The 22,923-nt window shown below is 45.7% G+C and carries 17 protein-coding genes, 1 tRNA gene and 1 other annotated feature; of the genes, 4 read left to right on the top strand and 14 right to left on the bottom strand.

Annotated features, from left to right (window positions below):
* Window positions 1-11: 11 nt before the first annotated feature.
* Both QRX25_RS09105 and QRX25_RS09110 read right to left on the bottom strand, forming a co-directional pair.
* A complete protein-coding gene (locus tag QRX25_RS09105; protein ID WP_212101519.1) occupies window positions 12-980 on the bottom strand; it encodes an aldose 1-epimerase in 969 nt (322 codons plus the stop codon).
* Window positions 981-1,094: 114 nt separating this feature from the next.
* On the bottom strand, window positions 1,095-2,483 hold the full coding sequence (locus QRX25_RS09110; protein WP_212101521.1) for an MATE family efflux transporter: 1,389 nt from the start codon (window positions 2,481-2,483) through the stop codon (window positions 1,095-1,097).
* A gap of 224 nt (window positions 2,484-2,707) precedes the next feature.
* Between QRX25_RS09110 and QRX25_RS09115 the strand changes: the two genes are divergently transcribed.
* Window positions 2,708-3,250, top strand: a complete 543-nt coding sequence (locus QRX25_RS09115) for a DL-endopeptidase inhibitor IseA (RefSeq protein WP_212101524.1) — start codon at window positions 2,708-2,710, stop codon at window positions 3,248-3,250.
* A 183-nt stretch (window positions 3,251-3,433) separates the two neighbouring features.
* Here QRX25_RS09115 and QRX25_RS09120 read toward each other — a convergent pair.
* From QRX25_RS09120 to QRX25_RS09130, 3 genes are all read right to left on the bottom strand, one after another.
* A tRNA-Arg gene (locus QRX25_RS09120) sits at window positions 3,434-3,506 on the bottom strand.
* 42 nt (window positions 3,507-3,548) lie between these two features.
* Entirely contained in the window at window positions 3,549-4,094 is a 546-nt protein-coding gene (locus QRX25_RS09125; protein ID WP_212101527.1) for a site-specific integrase, read from the bottom strand.
* A 304-nt stretch (window positions 4,095-4,398) separates the two neighbouring features.
* Complete coding sequence (locus QRX25_RS09130; RefSeq protein ID WP_065981621.1) at window positions 4,399-4,629, bottom strand: excisionase family DNA-binding protein; 231 nt, start codon at window positions 4,627-4,629, stop codon at window positions 4,399-4,401.
* Window positions 4,630-4,872: 243 nt separating this feature from the next.
* On the opposite strand from QRX25_RS09130, the gene ggt reads away from it, so the two are divergent.
* The gene (gene ggt / locus QRX25_RS09135; RefSeq protein WP_212101530.1) at window positions 4,873-6,648 is read left to right on the top strand and encodes a gamma-glutamyltransferase; all 1,776 of its coding nucleotides are present in this window, start codon (window positions 4,873-4,875) and stop codon (window positions 6,646-6,648) included.
* A 46-nt stretch (window positions 6,649-6,694) separates the two neighbouring features.
* Here ggt and QRX25_RS09140 read toward each other — a convergent pair whose 3' ends face one another.
* The 4 genes from QRX25_RS09140 to QRX25_RS09155 all read right to left on the bottom strand — a co-directional run bounded on the left by QRX25_RS09140 (window position 6,695) and on the right by QRX25_RS09155 (window position 11,781).
* Window positions 6,695-7,870 (bottom strand): MFS transporter, encoded by a 1,176-nt coding sequence (locus tag QRX25_RS09140; RefSeq protein WP_212101533.1) that lies wholly within the window; start codon window positions 7,868-7,870, stop codon window positions 6,695-6,697.
* A gap of 137 nt (window positions 7,871-8,007) precedes the next feature.
* On the bottom strand, window positions 8,008-8,310 hold the full coding sequence (locus QRX25_RS09145) for an ArsR/SmtB family transcription factor (RefSeq protein WP_007407355.1): 303 nt from the start codon (window positions 8,308-8,310) through the stop codon (window positions 8,008-8,010).
* A 31-nt stretch (window positions 8,311-8,341) separates the two neighbouring features.
* Window positions 8,342-10,270: a threonine--tRNA ligase gene (gene thrS, locus QRX25_RS09150; RefSeq protein WP_212101536.1), complete on the bottom strand. Its 1,929-nt coding sequence runs from the start codon at window positions 10,268-10,270 to the stop codon at window positions 8,342-8,344.
* 52 nt (window positions 10,271-10,322) lie between these two features.
* Window positions 10,323-10,547, bottom strand: a binding site (T-box leader).
* Between the two features lie 424 nt (window positions 10,548-10,971).
* Entirely contained in the window at window positions 10,972-11,781 is an 810-nt protein-coding gene (locus tag QRX25_RS09155) for a LysR family transcriptional regulator (RefSeq protein WP_212101538.1), read from the bottom strand.
* Window positions 11,782-11,899: 118 nt separating this feature from the next.
* On the opposite strand from QRX25_RS09155, the gene QRX25_RS09160 reads away from it, so the two are divergent.
* Entirely contained in the window at window positions 11,900-12,880 is a 981-nt protein-coding gene (locus QRX25_RS09160) for a zinc-binding dehydrogenase (protein ID WP_212101541.1), read from the top strand.
* On the opposite strand, the gene QRX25_RS09165 is transcribed toward QRX25_RS09160, so the two are convergent.
* The 3 genes from QRX25_RS09165 to gltB all read right to left on the bottom strand — a co-directional run bounded on the left by QRX25_RS09165 (window position 12,877) and on the right by gltB (window position 19,793).
* Window positions 12,877-13,638: a hypothetical protein gene (locus tag QRX25_RS09165; RefSeq protein WP_249199311.1), complete on the bottom strand. Its 762-nt coding sequence runs from the start codon at window positions 13,636-13,638 to the stop codon at window positions 12,877-12,879. The two genes, QRX25_RS09160 and QRX25_RS09165, sit on opposite strands and share 4 nt — an antisense overlap.
* A gap of 97 nt (window positions 13,639-13,735) precedes the next feature.
* The gene (gene gltD, locus QRX25_RS09170; protein WP_014470321.1) at window positions 13,736-15,217 is read right to left on the bottom strand and encodes a glutamate synthase small subunit; all 1,482 of its coding nucleotides are present in this window, start codon (window positions 15,215-15,217) and stop codon (window positions 13,736-13,738) included.
* Between the two features lie 16 nt (window positions 15,218-15,233).
* Window positions 15,234-19,793: a glutamate synthase large subunit gene (gene gltB, locus QRX25_RS09175; RefSeq protein ID WP_212101543.1), complete on the bottom strand. Its 4,560-nt coding sequence runs from the start codon at window positions 19,791-19,793 to the stop codon at window positions 15,234-15,236.
* 145 nt (window positions 19,794-19,938) lie between these two features.
* Between gltB and gltC the strand changes: the two genes are divergently transcribed.
* Complete coding sequence (gene gltC / locus QRX25_RS09180; RefSeq protein ID WP_212101546.1) at window positions 19,939-20,841, top strand: glutamate biosynthesis transcriptional regulator GltC; 903 nt, start codon at window positions 19,939-19,941, stop codon at window positions 20,839-20,841.
* A 54-nt stretch (window positions 20,842-20,895) separates the two neighbouring features.
* Here gltC and proB read toward each other — a convergent pair whose 3' ends face one another.
* Complete coding sequence (gene proB / locus QRX25_RS09185; RefSeq protein WP_065981631.1) at window positions 20,896-22,014, bottom strand: glutamate 5-kinase; 1,119 nt, start codon at window positions 22,012-22,014, stop codon at window positions 20,896-20,898.
* 23 nt (window positions 22,015-22,037) lie between these two features.
* Window positions 22,038-22,886, bottom strand: a complete 849-nt coding sequence (gene proC, locus QRX25_RS09190; protein WP_115997499.1) for a pyrroline-5-carboxylate reductase — start codon at window positions 22,884-22,886, stop codon at window positions 22,038-22,040.
* Between the last annotated feature and the right edge of the window lie 37 nt (window positions 22,887-22,923).

Consider the following 22,923-nt stretch of genomic DNA (forward strand, 5'->3'; position numbering starts at 1 on the left):
CCGCCTCTTTCCTATTCTTCGTCATGCAAAATGGTGATCCGGGATGTCGCAGCCGCTTCTTCGCCCGGTTTCAGAATCTGAAGCCCTGTCAGTGATGCAGGCTGATTCAGATTAAACGCATCTGTGACGGAAGTATAGGGCTCGAGACTGACAAACCCTTGCTTACCATCACCGTTAAATACCACCCAATGCTTGAAAGACATATCTGCCTCATACAAAACAGATATCTGCTCATCCGGATGATAAATAACCGCTTCGTTATTGCCGCCATTCCGTCCGGAAGAAAGAAAAACATCATCAAATTGCTTATTTTTCAAAGACATCCCCCTACGGAACGCTTCTTTATCAGGAACATCCAATAAACGGCCCGTGGGCACGAAACGTTCATTTAATTCCCACATGCGGTCAGCCGTCAGAAAAAGGCGTGCCCGCTCTTCATTAAAAACAAATGAGGAGTGATAGCCGAGCCCCCACGGAAAAGCCTCCGTTCCCTTATTGATAATCAGCGCCCGCTGGGTAAAGACATTGTCTTTTAATGTATATGTCATCCGCACAATAACATCGTGCGGAAATTGTTTATGGACACGGGGAATCTTTGAAAGGTCAATTTCTGTTTCGACTGTCAATTCATCCCCCTCTTCTTTCGCAGCCGCCAACTTCCAATGCTGATTGTAAAGAAAGCCGTGAATATGATTATGTTTATCCTCTTCATTTATCTCAAATTGATATGTGCGGCCGTCAAAACGAAACGTCCCGTCTGTAATCCGGTTCGGCGGGAATAAAACGGGAATACCGTACAGAATAGGTGTTTCACGGAATTGTTCCGCAGTTTCCGGTTCTCTCAGAAGCCGCATACCTGTTCTTTTATCCCGAATCGATATGACATTTGAGCCCCATTCCGGCACAATGATACATTCAGCCTGGTCAGTCTCCGCTTTTACGGCTGAAACCCCTAAATAAGTCGTATATTCAATCTTCATAAGCACCTGCCCTTTCCTTGTTTTCTAGCATGTATAGGAATTCCATTTTCTAAACTCATTTTCCTTCTCTAAAAAAACATCGCCCGTATGAACTGAGCGATGTGCTGTAAAACCTTATTGAATCAGCCGGCTAATCTGCTTTTTCTTCCATACAAATCGGTAATACCCGTATTGCAGCAGCAGGCTGACGACGAAAGCCGCCGGATAACCGACCCAAATGCCGAGAATACCGAGTGTTGTGTAATGAGAAAGAATAAAGGCGACAGGCACTTCAATTCCCCAAATTGTAAAAATGCTGATAATCGTCGGCCATAACACCGTACCGCTCGCCCGCATTGTCGCTGAAACAATCTGAGCGTGACCGAAAATCAAATAGCTCCAAAGTGTAATCATAATAAGATTGCGGGCAATATGGAGTGTATCCTGATCTGTTAAAAATAAGGCCAGTATCTGCCGGGTGAAGGTGTAGATCAGCAGAATCAATACCCCGCCGATCAAATAATTCAGGCCGATGCCTACTTTGATGACCTGTTTCAGCCGGCCGAATTGATTAGCCCCTATGGACTGGGCGGCAAAAATTGAAACGGCGATACCGAGGCTTACCGCCGGCATCTGCACATAACTCGCCACTTGGTTGACGACCCCGTAAGCCGCCGTCGCGTTTGATCCGTAATGATTGACAAAAGAGATGACCGCGATTTCAGAAAGTGATACGAGAATCATATTGATGCTCGACGGAATACCGAGCCGCAGTAAAAGCGCAAGCAGCTTTTTGTCCATTTTAAGAGAGCGGAGAGCAGCCCGGTCAAATGCCAATGGATGCTTCTTTTTCCTCAAATAAACCATGAGTACGATAAATGTCACGATGTTTGAAATCACCGTTGCGTACGCCGATCCGTAAATGCCGAACTTCGGAAGCCCGAAAAGCCCGAGAATCAATAACGGCAATAGCCCGATGTTAATGACTGTACTGACGATTAACGTATAAAACGGGGTCTTTGAATCTCCCGTTCCGCGTAAAAATGTCGTATAAGCAAAATATAAAAACATCAGCGGCATTGCGCAAAACAAAATGCGCGCATATCGGACACTGACATCTATTACATTTTCCGGCGTTCCCATCAGCCGTAAAATATCAAGTGTAAACACACTGCCGACAACTGCCAGCACAATCCCGAGCATAAAGGTAAAAGTCAGTGTCGTGCCGACAATCGCCTTCATCCTCTCTTCGTTTTTCGCGCCGTAAGCCTGCCCGATCAGAATGGAACTTCCTGAACCGATTCCGATCGTAAAGGAGATCAGCAGAAAAAACAGCGGAAAAAAAGATGATACGGCGGCAAGCGCATCGACTCCGAGCCACCTTCCGACGAATACCATTCCGACCAATTGGCCGACAGATTGCAATACATTACTTAAAAGCAGCGGCACTAAAAACAGTGACATCGATCGCCAGACAGATTGGCCGCGGCCTTCCGCTGTCTCCAGATTATCTTGTACTTCCATATGTAGGACTCCTTTTTTGATTTTGTTCCATTTTATTATTCAGCAGACAGATTGTAAAAACCTTTTGTTCAATGAAACTCTTTATCTTTTTCTTGCGTCTTACAGGAAATCAATCATAAAAATAAAAAGTACGGAAAATATTTCTGAAAAGGTATTGTAATCTAATCGTAATTATTGTAACATTTGTAACATAAGAGAAAGAGATTTGAAGGAGAGATCATATCATGAAAAAATGGCTATTATTCCTCACTACTATTACTTTGATTCTGTCACTGGGCACAGCGGCGACTGCAAAAAATACACCTAATGACCTTACACAAAAACAGGCACTGCAGCTGGCTCTGTCAGCAAGAGAACATTTCTGGAACACGATGAGCGGAGGCGCGCTTAAATCAAACACAAACTGTACATCTAAACAGTTCGAATATCAAAATATGCAATATGTGTTCATGTGCAAAGAGCTCGGAACAAAAGTGAAAGCCGTAAAATACCTGACACCCGCATTTACAAAGCAAGCGATTGATAAAGGGCTCAAAGATTACCACTTCACTGTAAAAGACGGCAAATTGGCTGTTCCGATCGGCGACGGAGATAACCTCCTGAATTGGAAAAAAGCCAAAATGACCCTTCTTTCTAAAAAAGGAAGCGTCCAAACATACCGCTTCACTGTACCGACTCTTGACGGCTCTCCGTCAGCAAAACGCGACGTTACATTCGTAAAAGAAAACAACGTTTGGAAAGTCAATCAATTTGATGCTGTTATATAAGAAAAGCCCGCTGTAAAGCGGGCTTTTAATGTGAAAATAATGTGAAAACAAAGTAAATTCACATCGTTTTTCAGCGGGTTCTTACACAAATAAAAAACTTATAAAAACGACAAAAAACCTTGTTACACAAGGGTTTTTCTGTTTTGCTGATATTATTAATCTGCACCTATCTTATGCCAAAAACGCTCTAGGAGAGATTCGAACTCCCGACCTGCAGTTTAGGAAACTGCTGCACTATCCGCTGTGCTACTAGAGCCTGCTTCTATTATAGTAACGCTGACGGGTGTTTTTTTCAAGCCTACAGTCCTCCGAATACTTTATAGGCGGCTCTCGTCGTATCTTCATCTATTCCGATATAACGCATCGTAATAGACGGAGAAGAATGGTTTAATATCCGCTGGAGTTCAGCAATATCTTTCGTCCGCTGATAAAAATGGTACCCGAACGTCTTTCTCAGCGTATGCGTCCCGATTTCCTCCAATCCGCACGCAGAAGCCGCTTCTTTTAAAATTCTGTATGCCTGAATCCGGGAAATGGGCTTGTTCGTCCGTTTCGATTTAAACAAATAGTCATTCTCTTTCATGTCTTTTGTGTAAGCGTATATGTCTGCCTTTAGAGACTCCAATATCAGAATTTTTCTTTTCTTTCTCGTTTTGCTTTCGGTTGCCCAGACATGATCTTTGTTCCTGACATCTCTCACACGAAGCGGCAGTACGTCAGAAATCCTCAGTGCACTGTTCATGCCGAAAATAAATAAAAAATAATCACGTTCACTTTTCTTCTTTAAATACTGTTTGACTTCCTGGATCTTCTCCAAACTTCGGATCGGCTGTACGATGTGCATCAAAAAACCCCTTATAAATGGTAAAGTAACATATTGAGCATTATGTTACTATTATAGCCGAAACCCATTGAATGATAAAGGATAAAGCCTCTTATGTAACATAATATACATAGTGTTACATAAGAAGAAAAAGATACGTCTTTTCAGCACGGTCCTCAAAAACACCATTTTTACCCCCGTGACGTGATTTTAACCAAATAGATACACATGGTATTAAATAATAAAAACAATGCCCTTAAAACGAAATCTGAGCATCCGTTTTTTGAGAACAACCGAAAAAAAAGACACAATATGAAATTGTGTCCTAATCTTCATCTTTTACATCAATATCTTCAGGGAGCGGTTCATTTAAAAACTCCTGCATCATTTCCTTATATTTTTCCAGCTGTTCGAGATGGGTGTGAAATTGTTCCTTGTTGATTAAATATTGCTGTCCGTCATGGACGGCCCTTATTTTATTCGTCAAAACAAGATTATGCACATATTCTTCAGGAAGATTGGTAAACTCCGCTGTCTCTTTAATGGTTAAATACATGGCTCACGTTCCTTTCATATGTCATGTGAGTGAATTCTGTTTTGTTTATTGTAGCTTATTTTTTGTCTTTATGCTTGTTTCACAGCTTTTACTGTCCGGTTTCCCATTTATCCCATTCCCGACTGATTACATTCACACAGAAACCCTGACTTTTTGCACACCGGACTATTCCGTTTGTCACTTGTGAAAACACCACATTTTACTTACTCTATAATTGTAAGCGGAAAACAAAGGAGGCAGACTATGAAAAAGAAAAAGTTTATGAATCTCTGCTTTATCGTTCTGCTCAGTGCTTTGCTCACGGCCGGCAGCATCCCTTATCACGCTCAGGCTAAGAAACACCCGTTTTCCTATGATGACTACAAACAGGTGGATGTCGGCAAAGACGGCATGGTCGCCACCGCCCATCCTCTAGCTTCACAAATCGGTGCTGACGTGCTGAAAAAAGGCGGCAATGCAATTGACGCTGCGGTTGCCATTCAATTCGCATTAAACGTTACTGAACCGATGATGTCAGGAATCGGCGGCGGCGGATTTATGATGGTTTATGATGCGAAGACAAAAGACACCACCATTATCGACAGCCGGGAACGCGCACCGGCAGGCGCAACACCGGATATGTTCCTTGACGAAAACGGCAAAGCCATTCCTTTCTCCGAACGGGTTACAAAAGGGACTGCCGTCGGTGTTCCGGGAACATTAAAAGGTCTTGAAAAAGCGCTCGACAAGTGGGGCACACGCTCCATGAAACAACTCATCACCCCTTCCATTGCACTTGCCTCAAAGGGCTTTCCGATTGATTCGGTTTTAGCTGATGCCATCTCAGATTATAAAGACAAATTATCACACACTGCTGCAAAAGACGTGTTTCTTCCGAACGGAGAACCTCTGAAAGAAGGAGACACACTCGTCCAAAAAGACTTAGCCAAAACATTCACTGCCATTAAGTATAAAGGCACAAAAGCATTCTACGACGGGGCATTCACAAAAAAGCTTGCGGAAACAGTGCAGGAATTCGGCGGCTCAATGACAGAAAAGGATATTAAAAACTTCAACGTAACGATTGACGAGCCGATTTGGGGCGATTATCAGGGCTATCATATCGCGACTGCTCCTCCTCCAAGTTCCGGCGGTGTTTTCCTGTTACAAATGCTGAACCTCCTGGATGATTTTAAGCTTTCTCAATATGATATCCGTTCTTGGCAAAAATATCAGCTTCTCGCTGAAACAATGCATTTAGCTTATGCTGACCGAGCCGCATTTGCCGGGGATCCCGAGTTCGTCAACGTGCCTCTCAAAGGTCTCTTGAATCAAGATTATATCAATGCCCGCAGACAGCTGATAGATATTAATAAAGTGAATAAAAAACCGAAAGCCGGCGATCCTTGGGCCTATCAAGAAGGTTCTGCAAACTATAAACAAGTGGAGCAGCCGACTGACAAACAAGAAGGCCAAACGACTCACTTCACGGTAGCCGATCGCTTCGGAAATGTCGTATCTTACACGACAACGATTGAACAGCTGTTCGGTTCCGGCATTATGGTTCCCGGATACGGTGTTGTTTTGAACAATGAATTAACAGACTTCGATGCGGTGCCGGGCGGCGCAAATGAAGTGCAGCCGAATAAACGTCCGCTCAGCAGCATGACCCCGACCATTTTATTCAAAAATAACGAACCTGTCCTGACTGTCGGCTCCCCCGGCGGAGCAACGATTATCTCTTCCGTTCTGCAAACGATCCTAAACAAAGTCGAATATGGCATGGATCTGAAAGCGGCGGTCGAAGAGCCGAGAATTTACACAAACAGCATGACATCCTATCGATATGAAGAAGGAGTGCCGGAAGAAGCCCGCACAAAACTGAACGAAATGGGGCATAAATTCGGCGCAAGTCCGGTTGATATCGGAAACGTGCAAAGCATACTAATCGACCGTGAGAACGGCACCTTCACCGGAGTTGCTGACTCAAGCCGAAACGGAGCCGCAATCGGTGTAAACCTGAAAAAATGTGAAAAATAACAAGACAAAAAGCCTCGTTTCTCAAGCTGAGAAATGAGGCTTTTGTTTATTCTGCGCTGTATTCAGATGAAGTTTTTTCAGATGTTAACGATGCAAGCGAAAGCACGCTGCACATCGCAATGACAACACCGGCTGCTCCGATCCATGTCACTGACGCAAGAGACAGATGAGTGACAACAATGCCTCCGATTCCTGCCCCCGCCGCCATAGCCAGCTGCATCACAGATTGGTTAAGGCCAAGTAATACCCCCGAGGATTCAGGCTCCATCGTTGCCAAATGATACTGCTGGGCAGGCCCTGATGACCAGGCGGCGAAGGACCAAAATATAAGCACGGCCGCTGCTCCGGCAGCAGAATGTGTAACAAACGGCAATAACATGAGCATGATAGCATGAAGCGTCATTCCGCCGGTTAATGTGACACGCGCCCCCCATCTGTCTGCGCTGAAACCGCCGGCTTTAGAACCGGCAAGACTTGCGACACCGAAAATAAGCAGCAATGTACTCAGCATTCCGCTGCCGATATGAGTGACGTTCAGTAAATACGGAGAAAGGTACGTATACGCAACTGAATAGCCTCCGAGCCAAAAAAACGTGATAGCCAGGCCGACAGCCACCTTTCGTTTCTTTAAGAGAGAGAATTGCTTGATGAGCGGCACGGGTTTATCTCCTTTTATCTCAGGCAAAGCGAAACGTATAATAAGCATGGCAATGACTCCGATTGCCGCAATACCGGCGAAGACCATCTTCCAGCCAAAAGCTTCCGACACGGTTCTTCCGATCGGCACACCGATAATAAGCGCTGCCGTAAATCCCATAATGACTGTCGCGAGAGAGCTTGCCTGCTTTCCCGGAGGAGCGATTTTTGCTGCGATCGTAAGCGCGGTGACCACCACAGTTCCCGCTCCAAGCGCCATGATCACCCGAGCTGCAGCAAATAAGCCGTATCCCTGCACAAGAAACGAACTTATATTCCCGATAACAAACAGTCCAAGAGCATAGATCATGAGCTTCCTTCTGTCCAGCCTTGCTGTAAGAGCCATTATGACGGGCGTTCCGATTGCATAAACGAGCGAAAAAATCGTAATCAGCTGCCCTGCCGCTGCTACAGTGACTCCCAAGGAACCTGCAATTTTATCAAGCACCCCGGATATCACATATTCAGACGTCCCCACTAAAAAGCTGATAATCGCCAAAATATAAACCTTCCATGTATTTTCCACATGACACACTCCTTCATAGATGTTTTATATAAAGATATATTGGAATATATCGATATAATATATTAAAGAAACAAATCGCAATATGTCGATGTAATGTTGGAAAAGAAAACTGAATCCCTTTTCTAAAGGATTCAGCCCTACATTTCGCGCTGAAAATAATCGGCCATCGCCTTTATCGCTTCTTCATCTCTTTTATAATAGGTGTATTTGCCAATCCGTTTTGTTTGGATAAGGCCCGCCCGCTGAAGGATGGAAAGATATTGAGACGCCGTTGACTGTGTCATCTGAAGCTTATCGGTGATCTGACTCACACATACTCCGATCTCATTCATATCAATGCCATCATGCGGGGCGAAATGACGGTCCGGCTCTTTCAGCCATTGTAAAATCTCAAGCCGTGACTCATTAGACAACGCTTTAAAAACATCAATAGGTTTCATACGTTTTATTATATCGTGATTTTGCGATATGTCAATGTCGATTTACTTGAATCTCTTGTTTTGTTTCATTTATGATCCGGGAAACAAAATCACTCACACTCTCTTCAAATGTGTCTTCCCGCCCGTATTGTCTTATGTGTACAGTTTGATGACGGCACTCATTATCCCCCACAACAGCAATATACGGTATTTTTTTCATTTGTGCTTCTCTGATTTTATAGCCGAGTTTTTCATCCCGCTGATCAAGCTCAGCCCGGATACCCGCTTTCTTCATTTGCAGGTGCACCTGTTCTGCGCAGTCCCGGTGTGCGGTGTTTGACACGGGGATGATTTTTGCCTGTACCGGAGCGAGCCATAAAGGGAACGCTCCCCCGTAATGTTCGGTAATGATTCCGAGGAATCTGTCGAGGGATCCGAAAACTGCCCGGTGAATGACAACAGGACGCACTTTTTGGTTTTTTTCATCAATATATGTTAAATCAAATTTCTCCGGCATTTGAAAATCCAGCTGGACAGTGGCGCATTGATGGCTTCGGTTCAGCGCATCTTTTATATGAATATCAATTTTCGGTCCGTAAAATGCGCCATCCCCCTGGTTAAACCGAAAATCATATCCCTGTTCTTTTAATACTCTTTCTAATGCGCTCTCAGCCCGGTCCCACCAGTGTTCGCTTCCCATGTAATCTTCCGATCTCGTTGACAGCTCAATATCATAGGAAAAACCAAATGCGGTGTACACCTCGTGAATCAGCTGCAGCACTGAAGCGATTTCACTCTCGATCTGATCCGGCGTTACAAAAATGTGTGCGTCATCCTGGCAGAAAGATCTGACGCGGAGCAGGCCATTGAGCGCCCCGCTGAATTCGTGACGGTGCACCTGGCCGAACTCAGCTATCCGAATCGGAAGTTCACGATAAGAACGAAGCCTTTCTTTAAATATGAGCATGTGGCCGGGGCAGTTCATCGGCTTTAACGCGAAGCGCTGATGATCGGCTTCAGAGAAATACATATTCTCTTTATAATGATCCCAATGGCCGGATTGCTCCCACAGACGCTGATTCATCATCATAGGGGTGCGCACTTCCTGATAATGATAGGCATCCTGCTTTGAACGCAGAAATGATTCAAGCGTATTTCGGATGAACTGACCGTTCGGCAGATAAAAAGGCATACCCGGCGCTTCTTCTGAAAACATAAAAAGTTGTAATTCCGCTCCCAATTTTCGATGATTTCTCTTCTCCGCCTCTTTCAACAGCTGAAAATGCCTGTTCAGCTCCTTTTTTGAAGCAAAGGCCTTCCCATAGATTCGCTGCATCATTTTTTGATTGCTGTCGCCGCGCCAATAAGCCCCTGATACATGAGTGAGCGAAAAAGCTTTTATCTGTCCTGCAGACGCCAAGTGCGGTCCCCGGCATAAATCCATGAATTCGCTCTGACGGTATATACTGACTGTATCAGTCTGCGGAATATCTGCTAAAAGCTCGAGCTTCAGCGGATCGTGCGCAAACAGCTGCTCTGCCTCTTCTCTGGAAATTTCTTCTCTAGTGATTTTCGGATTTTCTGAAATAATCTGGTTCATTTCTTTCTCAATGGCGGACAAATCTTTTTCAGTAATCGTATCCTTCATATCAAAATCATAATAAAACCCATTTTCTATAACGGGACCGATTCCTAAACAGACCTTCGGATACAGACGTTTTACAGCTTGCGCCAATACGTGCGCTGCTGTGTGTCTCATCACTTCAAGTCCTTCTTCAGACTGAAAGCTGCACAGTTCAATTTCAGCGTCCTCATGGATGCTTCTTCTAAGGTCATATAACGATCCGTTTACCTTGCCGGCGGCTGATGTCTTTTTCAAACCCGGACTGATTGATTGGGCAATCTCTTCTAACGTGATACCTTTCTCGTATTCTTTTTGTTTCCCGTCAGGAAAAGTAATTACAATGTGTAGTTTCTTCACGGTCTGATCTCTCCTTTATTTTTGATAAAAATAAAAACACACTCATCCCAAAGCAAGGGACGAGTGTGTGTCAGACCCGCGGTTCCACCCAAATTCCCGCCACTTCAAGCGGCGGCTCATTTTTGCCGTAACGCGGCTATACGGTATCGGCTGCTTTCGTTCACCGATACAGCTCAAAAGGCGGTAAGCTCATTCTTCGTGCCGGGAAGGTCTCAGCCGCGCCCTCCCTCTCTGTATTGCCGGTTAGAATGACTCATGTCCTTATCATTGCCATTTTTCAAATATAAAAATAAAAACACACACTCATCCCAAAGCAAGGGACGAGTGTGTGTCAGACCCGCGGTTCCACCCAAATTCCCGCCACTTCAAGCGGCGGCTCATTTTTGCCGTAACGCGGCTATACGGTATCGGCTGCTTTCGTTCACCGATACAGCTCAAAAGGCGGTAAGTCCATTCTTCGTGCCGGGAAGGTCTCAGCCGTGCCCTCCCTCTCTGTATGCCGGTTAAAATAGCTCATGTCCTTATCATTGCAGATTTTTTATCAGAAAAACTTTCTTTAATTATACATAAATTTCCGGAAAAAGAAAGTTTTTTTGAAAAATATCGATAAAGATAAGGTTAGCGTATACAGCTTTCCGGTTTTCTCACCTTCCGTTCGGTAATGCTTTTAATCCATTCAGAAGTTCTTCAAACGCCGGTGTCTAAAATAAATCACACCGGTAAATGAATGATATATTCATCTCCCGAAAACGTTCAGGGAGCTGATGAAGAAAAAGATTTTCCCGGGTTTGAAAATAACGGACGGATGAAGCAGGCAAAAAGGAAACTCCCATCCCCGCTTGCACCGCACTAATAATGGTTTCCAACGTCCCGAATTCAATGATTTTATGTACAGGCACTGCCTCTTCTTTCAATATGTTTTTTATTTTACGGCGGTGCGAACAGCCCGCCGCAAAAAACAAAATCGGCTCTCGCAGCAAGTCCGGCAAGCTTCCTTCCCGCGTGTTTGAGACCAAGGCCAACTCTTCTTGAAATACAGCGATTTGCTTAAGGTCTTCATGTTCGACCGGCCCATAAACAAAAGCGCCGTCCAGCTCATAAAGCAAGACGCGCTGCACCAAGGCATGTGTATCACCGGTTGACAGGGACAGCTGAACTTTCGGATAACGTTTGCAATACTCCGTAAAAAATTGAGGGAGATGGACGGCCGCCGCCGTTTCAAGAGAACCGATTCGGAGCGGGCCGTTCGGATTGCCGGCCTCTTGCGCTGTTTTTTGCGCCTCATGCAGCAGATGCAGAATTCTGTCTGCGTCTTTTAATAAGCTTTCACCTGCTGGTGTCAGCGTCATTCCCCGATTCGTCCGGTAAAACAGCTGTGTTTGCAAATGCCGTTCCAGCTGCTGAATTCGGTTTGTCACATTTGATTGAACATAATGCAGACTCTCGGCAGCCTTTGAAATACTGCCTTTGCGGGCAACAGCCTGAAAAACCTTTAAATCTCCGCTTTCCATGTATGGGCACCTTCTTGTTATGATTTTTATTGATAGCCTGCTATCAATTTTCATCGATTTACTGCAGCTGATACAGCCTGTAAAATTTTTCTCATCAATCATAAAGGAGAAATGAATTATGGATGCCCTTATCATACACGAAAATAGCTTTGATTTCAGGGAGACACCAAACAAACGTCCGGGAAACGGAGAAGTAAAAATAAAGTTGAAAACAGCCGGATTAAATCATCGCGATTTGTTTTTAATGAAAAAACACGGAACTGGAAGCCGTGAATTTATTCTCGGCTCAGACGGCGCGGGAATCGTAACTGAAATAGGACACGGCGTCCGTTCTCATTTATTACATTCAGAAGTCATCATAAACCCGGTGCTGAATTGGAAGACAGTTGAGGACGCACCAGACGTCCCTGATATTTTAGGCGGACCGAGCGACGGAACATTTTCACCTTATGTCATCGTTCCTGCGGAAAATGCCGTTTTAAAACCCGAACACCTCACATGGGAGGAAGCAGGCGTACTGCCGTTATCGGCATTAACCGCGTATCGGGCCTTGTTTACAAAAGGAAAATTGAAAAAGGGCGAACATCTGATTCTTCCGGGAATCGGAAGCGGCGTGGCAACATACGCCTTATTAATGGCAAAAGCAATCGGAGCGACAGTCAGCGTCACCTCCCGCAGTGAAAATAAAAAACAAACCGCGCTGACATACGGTGCAGACCGGGCAATTGACAGTTACGGTGACTGGAATGAAACGCTGAATGGCGAAAAAGCAGATATCATACTTGACGGTGTAGGCCCTGCTTTATTTCAACACTATCTTGACATTATGAAACCGAACGGCCGGATCATAACATTCGGTGCCAGTTCAGGCGATCAGCTCGAATTTCCTATTCGCTCGCTGTTTTTTCCGCAGATTCATATTCTCGGAACCTCAATGGGAAGCAATGAGGAATTCGCGGAAATGCTGGAATTGATAAAACGCTACGGCATCCGTCCCATTATCGACCGTATGTATCCTCTCAAAGAAGCAGCCGGAGCTTTTAACAGAATCCGAGACGGACGGCAGTTCGGCAATATCGGCTTTCGTATAGATGTCTAAAAAGAGGAGCGGACCCTTCCGTTCTCTTTTTTGTTTATAAGTCTTTCCGCTCTGACATATTCTTGATATGTTTCTTTCAAATAAATAAAAAAGTGTTTTCCCCCGGCTTTTAAAACTTTTCGATGGTACAGCCACACGACGGGTAAAGTGCACGTTAATAAAATAAAACGGGAAAGCACAGCAAACATGTTGGTGATCTTTAAGCGGCGCCGGCCAAGCTGGCGCAGAGCTTCCGCTTGAAATTCAATATGTTTTTCTTCATCAATTAAAATCTGCTCACAAATCGACTCCAGACACACGGAGCCAGTCACGTTTTTTAAGGCGTCATAATAAACGGCGGCGATAATTTCCGCTGTCAGCAGCACCATGATCGACTGCTCAAGGCTTGAAAATCGTCTCAGTCTGCGGAAGACTTGATCAACCCAATGCTTTTTCAGCTTGGGGATATTGTGCCGATTCATGAATATTTCCAATTCACCCGCATGCCTTTGTTCTTCCTGAATAAATAAAATCAGCGCTTCCAGATAACTTTTGTCAGTACAATCCTTTAAGAAACGTTTAGCAGCAGCTATCAAATACAGGCCTTCTGAACTTTCCCCGATTTGAAACTGCTGAACTGAAGAACAAATAACGCGGCGCTCAGTTTTAGAGAGCTGATCATGTTTACAGTTCAGTTCTCTGACTGCTGATTGATTTCTATGAAAATAATCTCTCCAAGCTGTAAAACTGAAATTCCATTTGTTATCCTCCATTTCCATTGTGTTACCTTATATGACCAATGCAGGAAGAAAGAGGTTTCGTTTCAATGCAAAAAACCGGCTGATTCCAGCCGGTTTTATAAATAATCCCCTTTGTTTACGGTAAAACAGTGCTCCCCATTAAATAACTGTCGACTTCGCGCGCTGCTTCCCGGCCTTCATTAATCGCCCAAACAATCAGGCTTTGACCCCTTCTCGCATCCCCTGCGGCGAAAACACCGTCAACATTTGTTTTATAATCCCCGTATGCTGCCTGAATTTTATGATTTGCCGAATCGACACCGAATTGTTTCAATAATGGCTGTTCAGTTCCTTCAAAACCGATGGCGATGAACACCAGCTGAGCAGGCCATACTTTTTCCGTTCCCGGCAGTTCATGAAACTCGTACTTTCCGAATTCATTTCTGACTTTTTCCATTTGAACCGTGTGAATCTCTTTTAAGCGGCCCTGTTTATCGGCCACCATTTTTGTCGTCTGAATTGAATATTCTCTCGGGTCTTTGCCGAACTTTGCCTGCGCTTCTTCATAGGCGTATTCAAGGGTAAAGACGTGCGGCTGTTCAGGCCACATATTGTCGTTCGTGCGCGTCTGCGGAAGCTTAGGATGTTTTCCGAACTGGTGCACACTGCGCGCTTTTTGGCGCAGGGCGGTTGCCACGCAGTCAGCTCCTGTATCCCCGCCGCCGATCACGATGACATCTTTCCCTTTAGCGTCTATAAATTGTTTATCTTTGAAATTAGAATCTAAATAGCTTTTCGTCGCCAGTGTTAAATAGTCCATTGCGTAATGAACGCCTTTTGCGTCCCGGCCTTCAATCAGCAGATTGCGCTGTTTTTGGGCGCCTGTGCACAAAATGACGGCATCAAATTGTTCTTTGAGCTCATCAGCGGTTATGTCAACGCCGATTTCGGTATTTGTCACGAAATCTATGCCTTCCTGCGTCAAAAGCTTAATCCGGCGTTCGACGACATTTTTCTCGAGCTTCATGCTCGGAATGCCGTACATCAGCAGGCCGCCGGCTCTGTCAGCACGCTCATAGACCGTCACGGAATGACCCGCTTGGTTCAGCTGATCAGCGCTTGCCAGACCTGCCGGGCCTGAACCGACGATTGCGACTTTTTTTCCTGTGCGTTTCGCAGGAATTCTCGGCTGAATCCATCCGTTTTCAAAACCTTTGTCAATGATCGTCCGCTCGATGTTTTTAATTGAAACAGCCGGATCTGAAATGGCCAGCGTACAAGATCCTTCACAAGGAGCGGGACAGACCCGCCCTGTGAATTCAGGAAAGTTATTCGTTTTCAGAAGACGCTCCAATGCTTCTTTCCAGCGCCCCCGATAGACGAGATCATTCCATTCCGGTATCAGATTGTAAATCGGGCACCCGGATGTAAAACCGTTGATATCAGCACCAATTTGGCAAAACGGTGTGCCGCAATCCATACACCGTGACCCCTGCCGCTTTGACGCTTCATCTGAAAATGGAGCCGAATATTCTTTCCAATCTTTTAAGCGAGTGAGAGGGTCCCGCTCAGCCGGTTTTTCTCGTTTTTCTTCCATGAATCCAGTTGGTTTCCCCATGTTCCTCTCCCCTTTCTTACTGCACTACCGCTTGTTTTTGATCTTTGGCCGGCGTTTGGTGAGCCTTTGTATTGGCTTCAAAAGCATACATAATTGCGTCTTCTTCTGATAAACCCGCCGCTTTTTGTTCTTCGATGCTGAGGAGCATTTGTTTATAGTTTTTCGGAATGACTTTGATAAAGGTTTGTACGGCTTCTTCCCAATTGTCCAGAAGACCTGCTGCTTTTTTGCTGTTTGTCAGCGCCGAATGCCGTTTCACCATTTCTTTCACTTCTTTGATCTCCGTCTCATCCGTCAGTTTTTCAAATGAAATCATTTCTGTGTTGCATTTGCGTTTAAATGCCTTGGCATCATCACAGAGGACGTATGCGATACCGCCTGACATCCCCGCTCCGAAGTTTTTGCCGACTTCACCGAGGATGACAACCCGGCCGCCTGTCATGTATTCACAGCCGTGGTCCCCGATACCTTCAACAACGACATTGACACCGCTGTTGCGGACTGCAAAACGTTCACCGGCACGCCCGTTAATGTACGCTTCTCCGCTTGTTGCGCCGTAAAAGGCGACGTTCCCGATAATAACGTTATCATGCGTTTCACAATTGAAGGCATCAGGTGCTTTTACGATAATTTTTCCGCCTGACAGCCCTTTTCCTACGTAGTCATTTGAATCACCGTTCAAATGAAGCGTCATCCCTTTAGGGACAAATGCCCCGAAACTCTGGCCTGCTGATCCTGTGAAATGAAGTCTGATCGTATCATCCGGCAGCCCTTCCGCTCCGTAGCGTTTAGAAATTTCGCTTCCCGTCACGGTTCCGGCTACGCGATTGGTATTATTGATCTTGATGTCAGCTTCCGCTTCCTGACCGGCTTCAATTGCAGCCTGCACTGCCGGAAGAATATCCGTCATATCAAGCGACTGATCAATTTTATGGTTTTGCGCCGTGCGGAAAGTGCGAATGCCTTCAGGCTGATACAGCAGCGTGGATAAATCAAGCTGCCCCGCTTTCCAATGCGCTTTTGCACGTTCACTGACATGAAGAACGTCAGTACGGCCGATCATTTCATCAAGTGTTTTAAACCCTAACTGCGCCATATATTCACGCACTTCTTCCGCGACAAACAGCATGTAGTTTACGATATGGTCAGGATCGCCCATGAATTTTTTGCGAAGCTCCGGATTTTGCGTCGCGACCCCTACAGGACATGTGTCTAAATGGCAGGCGCGCATCATGACGCAGCCGAGAACGACGAGCGGCGCTGTCGCAAAGCCGAATTCCTCCGCACCGAGCAAGGCGGCCATCACGACATCACGCCCTGTCATCAGCTTACCGTCCGTTTCCAATACCACGCGATCCCGTAAACCATTCAGCATCAGCGTTTGATGAGCTTCTGCAAGACCCAGCTCCCACGGGAGACCGGTATGTTTAATACTCGTTTTCGGGGAAGCACCCGTTCCGCCATCGTATCCGCTGATGACGATGACATCTGCGGTGCCTTTTGCCACACCGGCTGCAATAGTGCCGACGCCGGCTTTTGATACGAGCTTGACACTGATTCGCGCGTTTCGATTGGCATTTTTCAAATCATGGATCAGCTGCGCCAGATCTTCAATTGAATAGATGTCATGGTGAGGAGGCGGTGAAATCAGCCCGACACCAGGGGTAGAACCGCGGACATCCGCGACCCAAGGGTATACTTTGTTGCCCGGAAGCTGGCCGCCTTCTCCCGGCTTCGCTCCTTGCGCCATTTTGATCTGCAATTCATCCGCATTGACGAGATAATGGCTCTTTACCCCGAAACGGCCGGATGCGATCTGTTTAATCGCACTTCTTCTGTCGTCACCATTTTCATCAGGAACAAAACGTTTCGGGTCTTCGCCGCCTTCTCCGCTGTTGCTTTTTCCGCCAAGCCGGTTCATCGCTATCGCCAAAGCCTCGTGGGCTTCCTTGCTTAATGAACCGAATGACATCGCACCTGTTTTAAAACGTTTCACGATGGACGCAGCTGATTCAACTTCTTCTAATTTCAAAGGTTTGCGGTCTTCTTGGAAGGCGAACAGATTGCGTAAAAATCCGATTCGTTCTTCATCCGCTGCATGAGAATACTGCTTAAACAGGCTGTAATCATTCTTGCGGCACGCCCATTGCAGAGTATGGATGGTTTTCGGATTGAAAGCGTGATGCTCTCCCCCGTTTCGCCATTGGAATTCACTTCCCGGCTCAAGCGTTTGGCTGTAATCATCCTTGTATGCCGCTTGATGGCGCTGTTTCGCTTCTTGCGCGATGGTTTCGATATCGATTCCGCCAAGCTGAGATGCAGTCCCTGTAAAGTATTTGGCGATCACATCTTCACCAATGCCGACCGCTTCAAAAATTTGCGCGCCTCTGTAACTTTGCACAGTTGAAATCCCCATTTTTGACATCACTTTCACGACGCCTTCTGTCACACTTTTTCCGTATTTGCTGACAGCTTCTTCATACGGAATGTCAAGCCGGCCTTCATCGATTTCCTGCTTATACGTAGCGTAAGTCAAATACGGGTTGACAGCATCGGCCCCATATCCGATGAGAGCCGCAAAGTGATGTACTTCACGCGCTTCGCCTGATTCAACGATAATGCTTGCTTTTGTACGCAAGCCTTGGCGGATCAAATGCTGATGCAGCGCACTGACAGCCAAAAGCGGCGGAATCGGCGTCAATTCTTTACTCATTGCTCTGTCAGATAAAATTAACAGAGATACGCCTTGCTTGATCGCTTTTTCCGCCTGCTGAAACAAATCCTTCAGGCCTTTCTCAAGGTCATCGGAAAACAGCGTGCGGATGTTTTGGCTCTTAATATCAGGATGCACAAGTGTTTTCAGCGCATTAAACTGTTCATTTGATAATACAGGTGTGTACAGTTTTATGCGGCGTGCATTTCTTTCATTCGGATGCAGCAAATCGCCTTCAGCTCCCAGCCAGGTTACCGTAGACGTCACAAGCTGCTCACGGATCGCGTCAATCGGCGGGTTTGTGACTTGCGCAAACAGCTGTTTAAAGTAATGAAACAGTGATTGGGCGCGGTCGGATAAAACGGCGAGCGGCGCGTCGTTTCCCATGGAGCCGAGCGGGTCCTTGCCTTCTTTAATAACAGGAATTAAATATTTCTGAATATCTTCATACGTATAGCCGAACGCTTTTTGACGGACGAGAAGATCATCAAATTGTTCTTCTTCCCGAATTTCTGGATCAGGATTCACTTGAACCAATTCTTCTTCAAGCCATTTTTGATACGGGAATTCATTGGCGATTTCTGTTTTCACTTCTTCATCTGAAATAATCCGGCCTTCCTCTAAGTCAATGAGCAGCATTTTCCCGGGTTCCAGGCGTTTTTTATGAAGAATGTTCTCCTGCTCTACTTCAATAACACCGACCTCAGATGAGAAAATAATATGGTCATCTTTTGTTACATAGTAACGTGCCGGGCGCAGGCCGTTACGGTCAAGGATGGCGCCGATTTGTTTTCCGTCCGTAAACGAAATGGCGGTCGGTCCGTCCCACGGCTCCATTAAAGAGCTGTGATATTCATAAAAAGCCCGTTTCGCTTTAGACATGTGAGTGTTTTCCGTCCATGGTTCCGGAATCAGCATCATTGCCGTATGTGCCGGCTTCCGCCCTGCCATCACGAAAAATTCAAACGCGTTATCAAGGATGGATGAGTCACTGCCCTCGGCATTCAAAATCGGCAGCACTTTTTGAAGATCGTCTCCGAAGCTTTCTGAAACAAATTGCTGCTCTCTCGCTCTCATCCAATTGATATTGCCCCGGAGCGTATTGATTTCTCCGTTATGGATCAGATAGCGGTTCGGATGGGCCCGTTCCCAGGTAGGAAAGGTATTTGTGCTGAACCGTGAATGCACGAGTGAAAATGCAGATACGAATGTCTCATCCTGCAAATCCAAATAAAATGCGTCAACCTGCTCAGGCGTTAACAAACCCTTATAAACAATAGTCTGGCTTGACAGGCTTGCGAAGTAAAAATCAAGCTGTTCTTGAACGCCCCAATTTTCCGCCTGTTTCCGGATGACATACAGTTTGCGTTCAAAAGCTAGGCTGTCCTGCAAATCGTTTGCGGCACCGATGAATACTTGGCGAACATAAGGGCAAGTACTTTGTGCCACTGTTCCGATTTTTCCGACATTAACAGGGACGGTTCTCCAGCCGAGAACGGTCTGTCCTTCCTGCTCAATGAATGCATTTACCTGTTTTTCTATCTTTTTTCTTTCTTCTTCATTTTGCGAGAAAAAGACCATTCCTACCCCGTAACGGCCTTTTTCCGGCAGCTTCATTTCTCCGCACTCTGTCTTGAAAAAAGCATCAGGGATCTGAACCATCAGACCGGCGCCGTCACCCGTATTCGGGTCACTGCCCTGCCCTCCTCTGTGATCCAGCTGGCAAAGCATCTGCAGTCCTTTTTTGACAATGTCATGTGAAGGTTTCCCTTTTAAATGGGCATACAAGCCGATTCCGCATGCATCATGCTCAAATTCCGGACGGTAGAGACCTTGTGCTTTCGGCATTTGATTGTAAGTCATAATTTCTCTCCCCCGATCAGTTTCCGTTAATTATCGGTCATAAAATCTGACAACTTTAAATTAATTGTAAGTTTTCAAAACAATATAAACAATATATAATTTAGATCAAATACATCTCAAAATGAGATAGATAGGTGTGAGCGCAATGGAATTACGCCAGCTTCGGTATTTTATGGAGGTAGCAGAACGGGAACATGTGTCAGAAGCGGCTGATCATCTGCATGTCGCACAATCCGCCATCAGCAGGCAGATTGCAAATCTTGAAGAAGAGCTGAAGGTCAATTTATTTGAACGGGAAGGCAGAAATATTAAATTAACACCGATCGGCAAACAATTTTTAGAACATGTTAAAACGGCAATGAAAGCAATTGATTACGCGAAGGAACAAATCGATGAATATCTTGACCCGAATCGCGGAACCGTCAAAATAGGATTTCCGACGAGCCTTGCGAGCCAGCTATTACCGACGGTGATTTCGGCATTTAAAGAGGAATACCCGAATGTCGAGTTTTTGCTCCGCCAAGGGTCTTATAAGTTTTTAATTGAAGCCGTAAGAAACAGGGATATAGATGCGGCGCTGCTCGGCCCCGTTCCGACGGAATTTCCCGACATAACAGGCAATATCTTATTCACGGAAAAGATTTACGCGCTTGTTCCGCTGCATCATCCGCTTGCAAAACAGAAAAATATCCATTTAATTGATCTGCGCGGCGACCAATTTGTTTTATTCCCTGAAGGATTTATTCTCCGCAACATGGCAATTGACGCTTGCAGACAAGCCGGCTTTGCGCCGCTAGTATCCACGGAGGGCGAGGATTTAGATGCCATTAAAGGATTAGTCTCCGCCGGTATGGGAGTTACTCTTTTACCTGAAAGCACTTTTGCAGAAATCACACCTCGGTTCACGGTCAAAATTCCCATTGAATTTCCTCAAGTGAAGCGCACCGTAGGCATTATTAAACCAAAAAACAGAGAACTGGCTCCATCTGCGAATGATTTCTATCATTTTGTCATTCAATTTTTCTCCAAACTTGAACAATATCAATAAAACCCGGGCTTCAAAACGAAGCCTCGGGCTTTTTTATGTTTATATTGAATTTTGTCAGCCGATCGGGATGGACAGCTCAACGTGGCAGACAAACGCTTCTGGATCAATAACCGATTGCTCGGTCTGTTTGTGCGGTGTTTCTTTAAATGTCATCAACTGGGCTGAGGAATAATTGACGATGCCGAGTCCGAGCTCTTCTCCCTGCTGATCAAGCAGTCTGACAACCGCCCCGCTGCTGAATCTGCCCTTAATCTGTTCAATGTCCTGCGGTGACAGCGCCACATTTCCGTTCGCTACATCGCGGCTGCTTTCCTTTTCCATCACAATTTCGCCTTCGGGGCCGGAATTAAATGCAAGCCATTGTTCTTTGTGGCTTAACGGCAGGGTTCCTTCCGCTTCAAAATAAGTTCCTTCAGCCGCCTCTTCTACCGCCTGCAGCAGAATGTCCGGAGCGTTAGCCTGCCCGAGAAAGCCTTTAATACCGGAGGCCATCACAATTTTAAAAGCATCCAGTTTTGAGCGCATTCCGCCGGTTCCCATTTCACTTCCGGCATCTCCCGCGCTTGCTTCTATTTCCGGGGTGATGTCACTTACATGCCGGATTCTTTGCGCTTTCGGGTTGCTGCGCGGATTATCATTATATAATCCGTCAATGTCTGATAAAATCACAAGCATATCGGCATCAATTAAACCTGCCACCTTTGCTGCGAGTGTATCGTTATCACCGAATTTCAGCCGGTTGACTGTGACGGTGTCATTTTCATTAATAATCGGAATAATGCCTCGTTCCAAAAGGACGTTCATCGTATTGCGGACATTGTGGTAGCGGTATTCATCGGAAAAGTCGCTTCTTGTAATTAAAATTTGTGACGCGACATAACCGTGAGCTAAAAACAGCTTTGAATATGCCTCCATTAATAATCCCTGCCCGATAGAAGCAGAAGCCTGTTTTTCAGGGAGGCTTTCCGGTTTCTGAATAAACCCGAGTTTTCGATAACCTGCCGCCACCGCGCCGGAAGATACTAAAATCACTTCATAGCCTCTGTCTTTCAGCTCTGCGATTTGATCCACCAAAGTTTCCAGTTTTCTTCTGCTGATTTCTCCGTGCAGGCTCGTCAGTGAGCTGCTGCCGATTTTCACCGCGACTCTTTTGATCTCCGTCCGAGACGTCACTGTATCACTCCTGTTTTTGTCTTTTATAGTGCTGCTGTTTTTTCAATTGTTTTGCTGATCTCAATAGAACGTTCGGTCGCGTGTTTAATGGCTTTGGCGATAGCTTCCCCGCCGCCTTCTGACCTGAGCGCATCGAGGCCGGCTGCCGTCGTGCCGTTTGGAGAGGTAATGTTTTCCCGCAGCACATCCGGTTTTTCTCCCGTCTCCATCAGCATTTTAGCTGCGCCTAATAACGTTTGCGCGCCGATTTTGCGGGACAGCTGTTTATCTAAGCCGGCTTCTTCACCTGCTTTTTCGATAAACTCCATTAAATAATAAAAGTACGCCGGACCGCTGCCTGCGATGCCTGTGAAAATGTCCATCTGATCTTCTTTGATCACATACACTTGCCCGAGACATTCCAGAAGGGATACCGCGGTTTTTGCTGAACTGTGAGAGACATGGTCTCCGAAAGCCGCAGCTGTTGCCGATTCGCCGATCATGCTGGATGTGTTTGGCATGACTCTGACAACAGGCTGGCGATCATGTAATGATTGTTGTATAAATGAGGTCGTTATGCCTGCCAGGACAGACAGGATGATTTGATGGGGTTGAATACGCCGTTTCAGCGTCGCCAGAGCGATTGCAGCATCCTTCGGTTTCATGGCTAAAATAAAAACATCAATGTCTTCGGTTTTCATGCTGTCAAAAGCCACGCCTTGAATTCCGTATTGATGTTCCAATTCAGCGAGTCGCTCTGTATTGCGGCGGTTTGTCACGCAGATGTTTTGGTTGGGAATTTTTTTTGCACGGACCATGCCTGATATCATTCCTTCAGCCATTGATCCTGCTCCGATAAAAGCAACTTTCTTTTGATCTAAGATCGGTAACATCTCCCTTGTTCGTATTTCGTTCGTATTTTTCACACGT

Origin of the sequence: Bacillus sp. L381 (assembly GCF_030284525.1) — a bacterium.
GTDB lineage: Bacteria > Bacillota > Bacilli > Bacillales > Bacillaceae > Bacillus > Bacillus amyloliquefaciens.

What these genes read in the sequence shown, in the direction of transcription:
- QRX25_RS09105 (WP_212101519.1), bottom strand. Translation starts at nt 980, where the DNA reads ATGAAGATTGAATATACGACTTATTTAGGGGTTTCAGCCGTAAAAGCG.
- QRX25_RS09110 (WP_212101521.1), bottom strand. Translation starts at nt 2,483, where the DNA reads ATGGAAGTACAAGATAATCTGGAGACAGCGGAAGGCCGCGGCCAATCT.
- QRX25_RS09115 (WP_212101524.1), top strand. Translation starts at nt 2,708, where the DNA reads ATGAAAAAATGGCTATTATTCCTCACTACTATTACTTTGATTCTGTCA.
- QRX25_RS09125 (WP_212101527.1), bottom strand. Translation starts at nt 4,094, where the DNA reads ATGCACATCGTACAGCCGATCCGAAGTTTGGAGAAGATCCAGGAAGTC.
- QRX25_RS09130 (WP_065981621.1), bottom strand. Translation starts at nt 4,629, where the DNA reads ATGTATTTAACCATTAAAGAGACAGCGGAGTTTACCAATCTTCCTGAA.
- ggt (WP_212101530.1), top strand. Translation starts at nt 4,873, where the DNA reads ATGAAAAAGAAAAAGTTTATGAATCTCTGCTTTATCGTTCTGCTCAGT.
- QRX25_RS09145 (WP_007407355.1), bottom strand. Translation starts at nt 8,310, where the DNA reads ATGAAACCTATTGATGTTTTTAAAGCGTTGTCTAATGAGTCACGGCTT.
- QRX25_RS09155 (WP_212101538.1), bottom strand. Translation starts at nt 11,781, where the DNA reads ATGGAAAGCGGAGATTTAAAGGTTTTTCAGGCTGTTGCCCGCAAAGGC.
- QRX25_RS09160 (WP_212101541.1), top strand. Translation starts at nt 11,900, where the DNA reads ATGGATGCCCTTATCATACACGAAAATAGCTTTGATTTCAGGGAGACA.
- QRX25_RS09165 (WP_249199311.1), bottom strand. Translation starts at nt 13,638, where the DNA reads ATGGAAATGGAGGATAACAAATGGAATTTCAGTTTTACAGCTTGGAGA.
- gltD (WP_014470321.1), bottom strand. Translation starts at nt 15,217, where the DNA reads ATGGGGAAACCAACTGGATTCATGGAAGAAAAACGAGAAAAACCGGCT.
- gltB (WP_212101543.1), bottom strand. Translation starts at nt 19,793, where the DNA reads ATGACTTACAATCAAATGCCGAAAGCACAAGGTCTCTACCGTCCGGAA.
- gltC (WP_212101546.1), top strand. Translation starts at nt 19,939, where the DNA reads ATGGAATTACGCCAGCTTCGGTATTTTATGGAGGTAGCAGAACGGGAA.
- proC (WP_115997499.1), bottom strand. Translation starts at nt 22,886, where the DNA reads ATGTTACCGATCTTAGATCAAAAGAAAGTTGCTTTTATCGGAGCAGGA.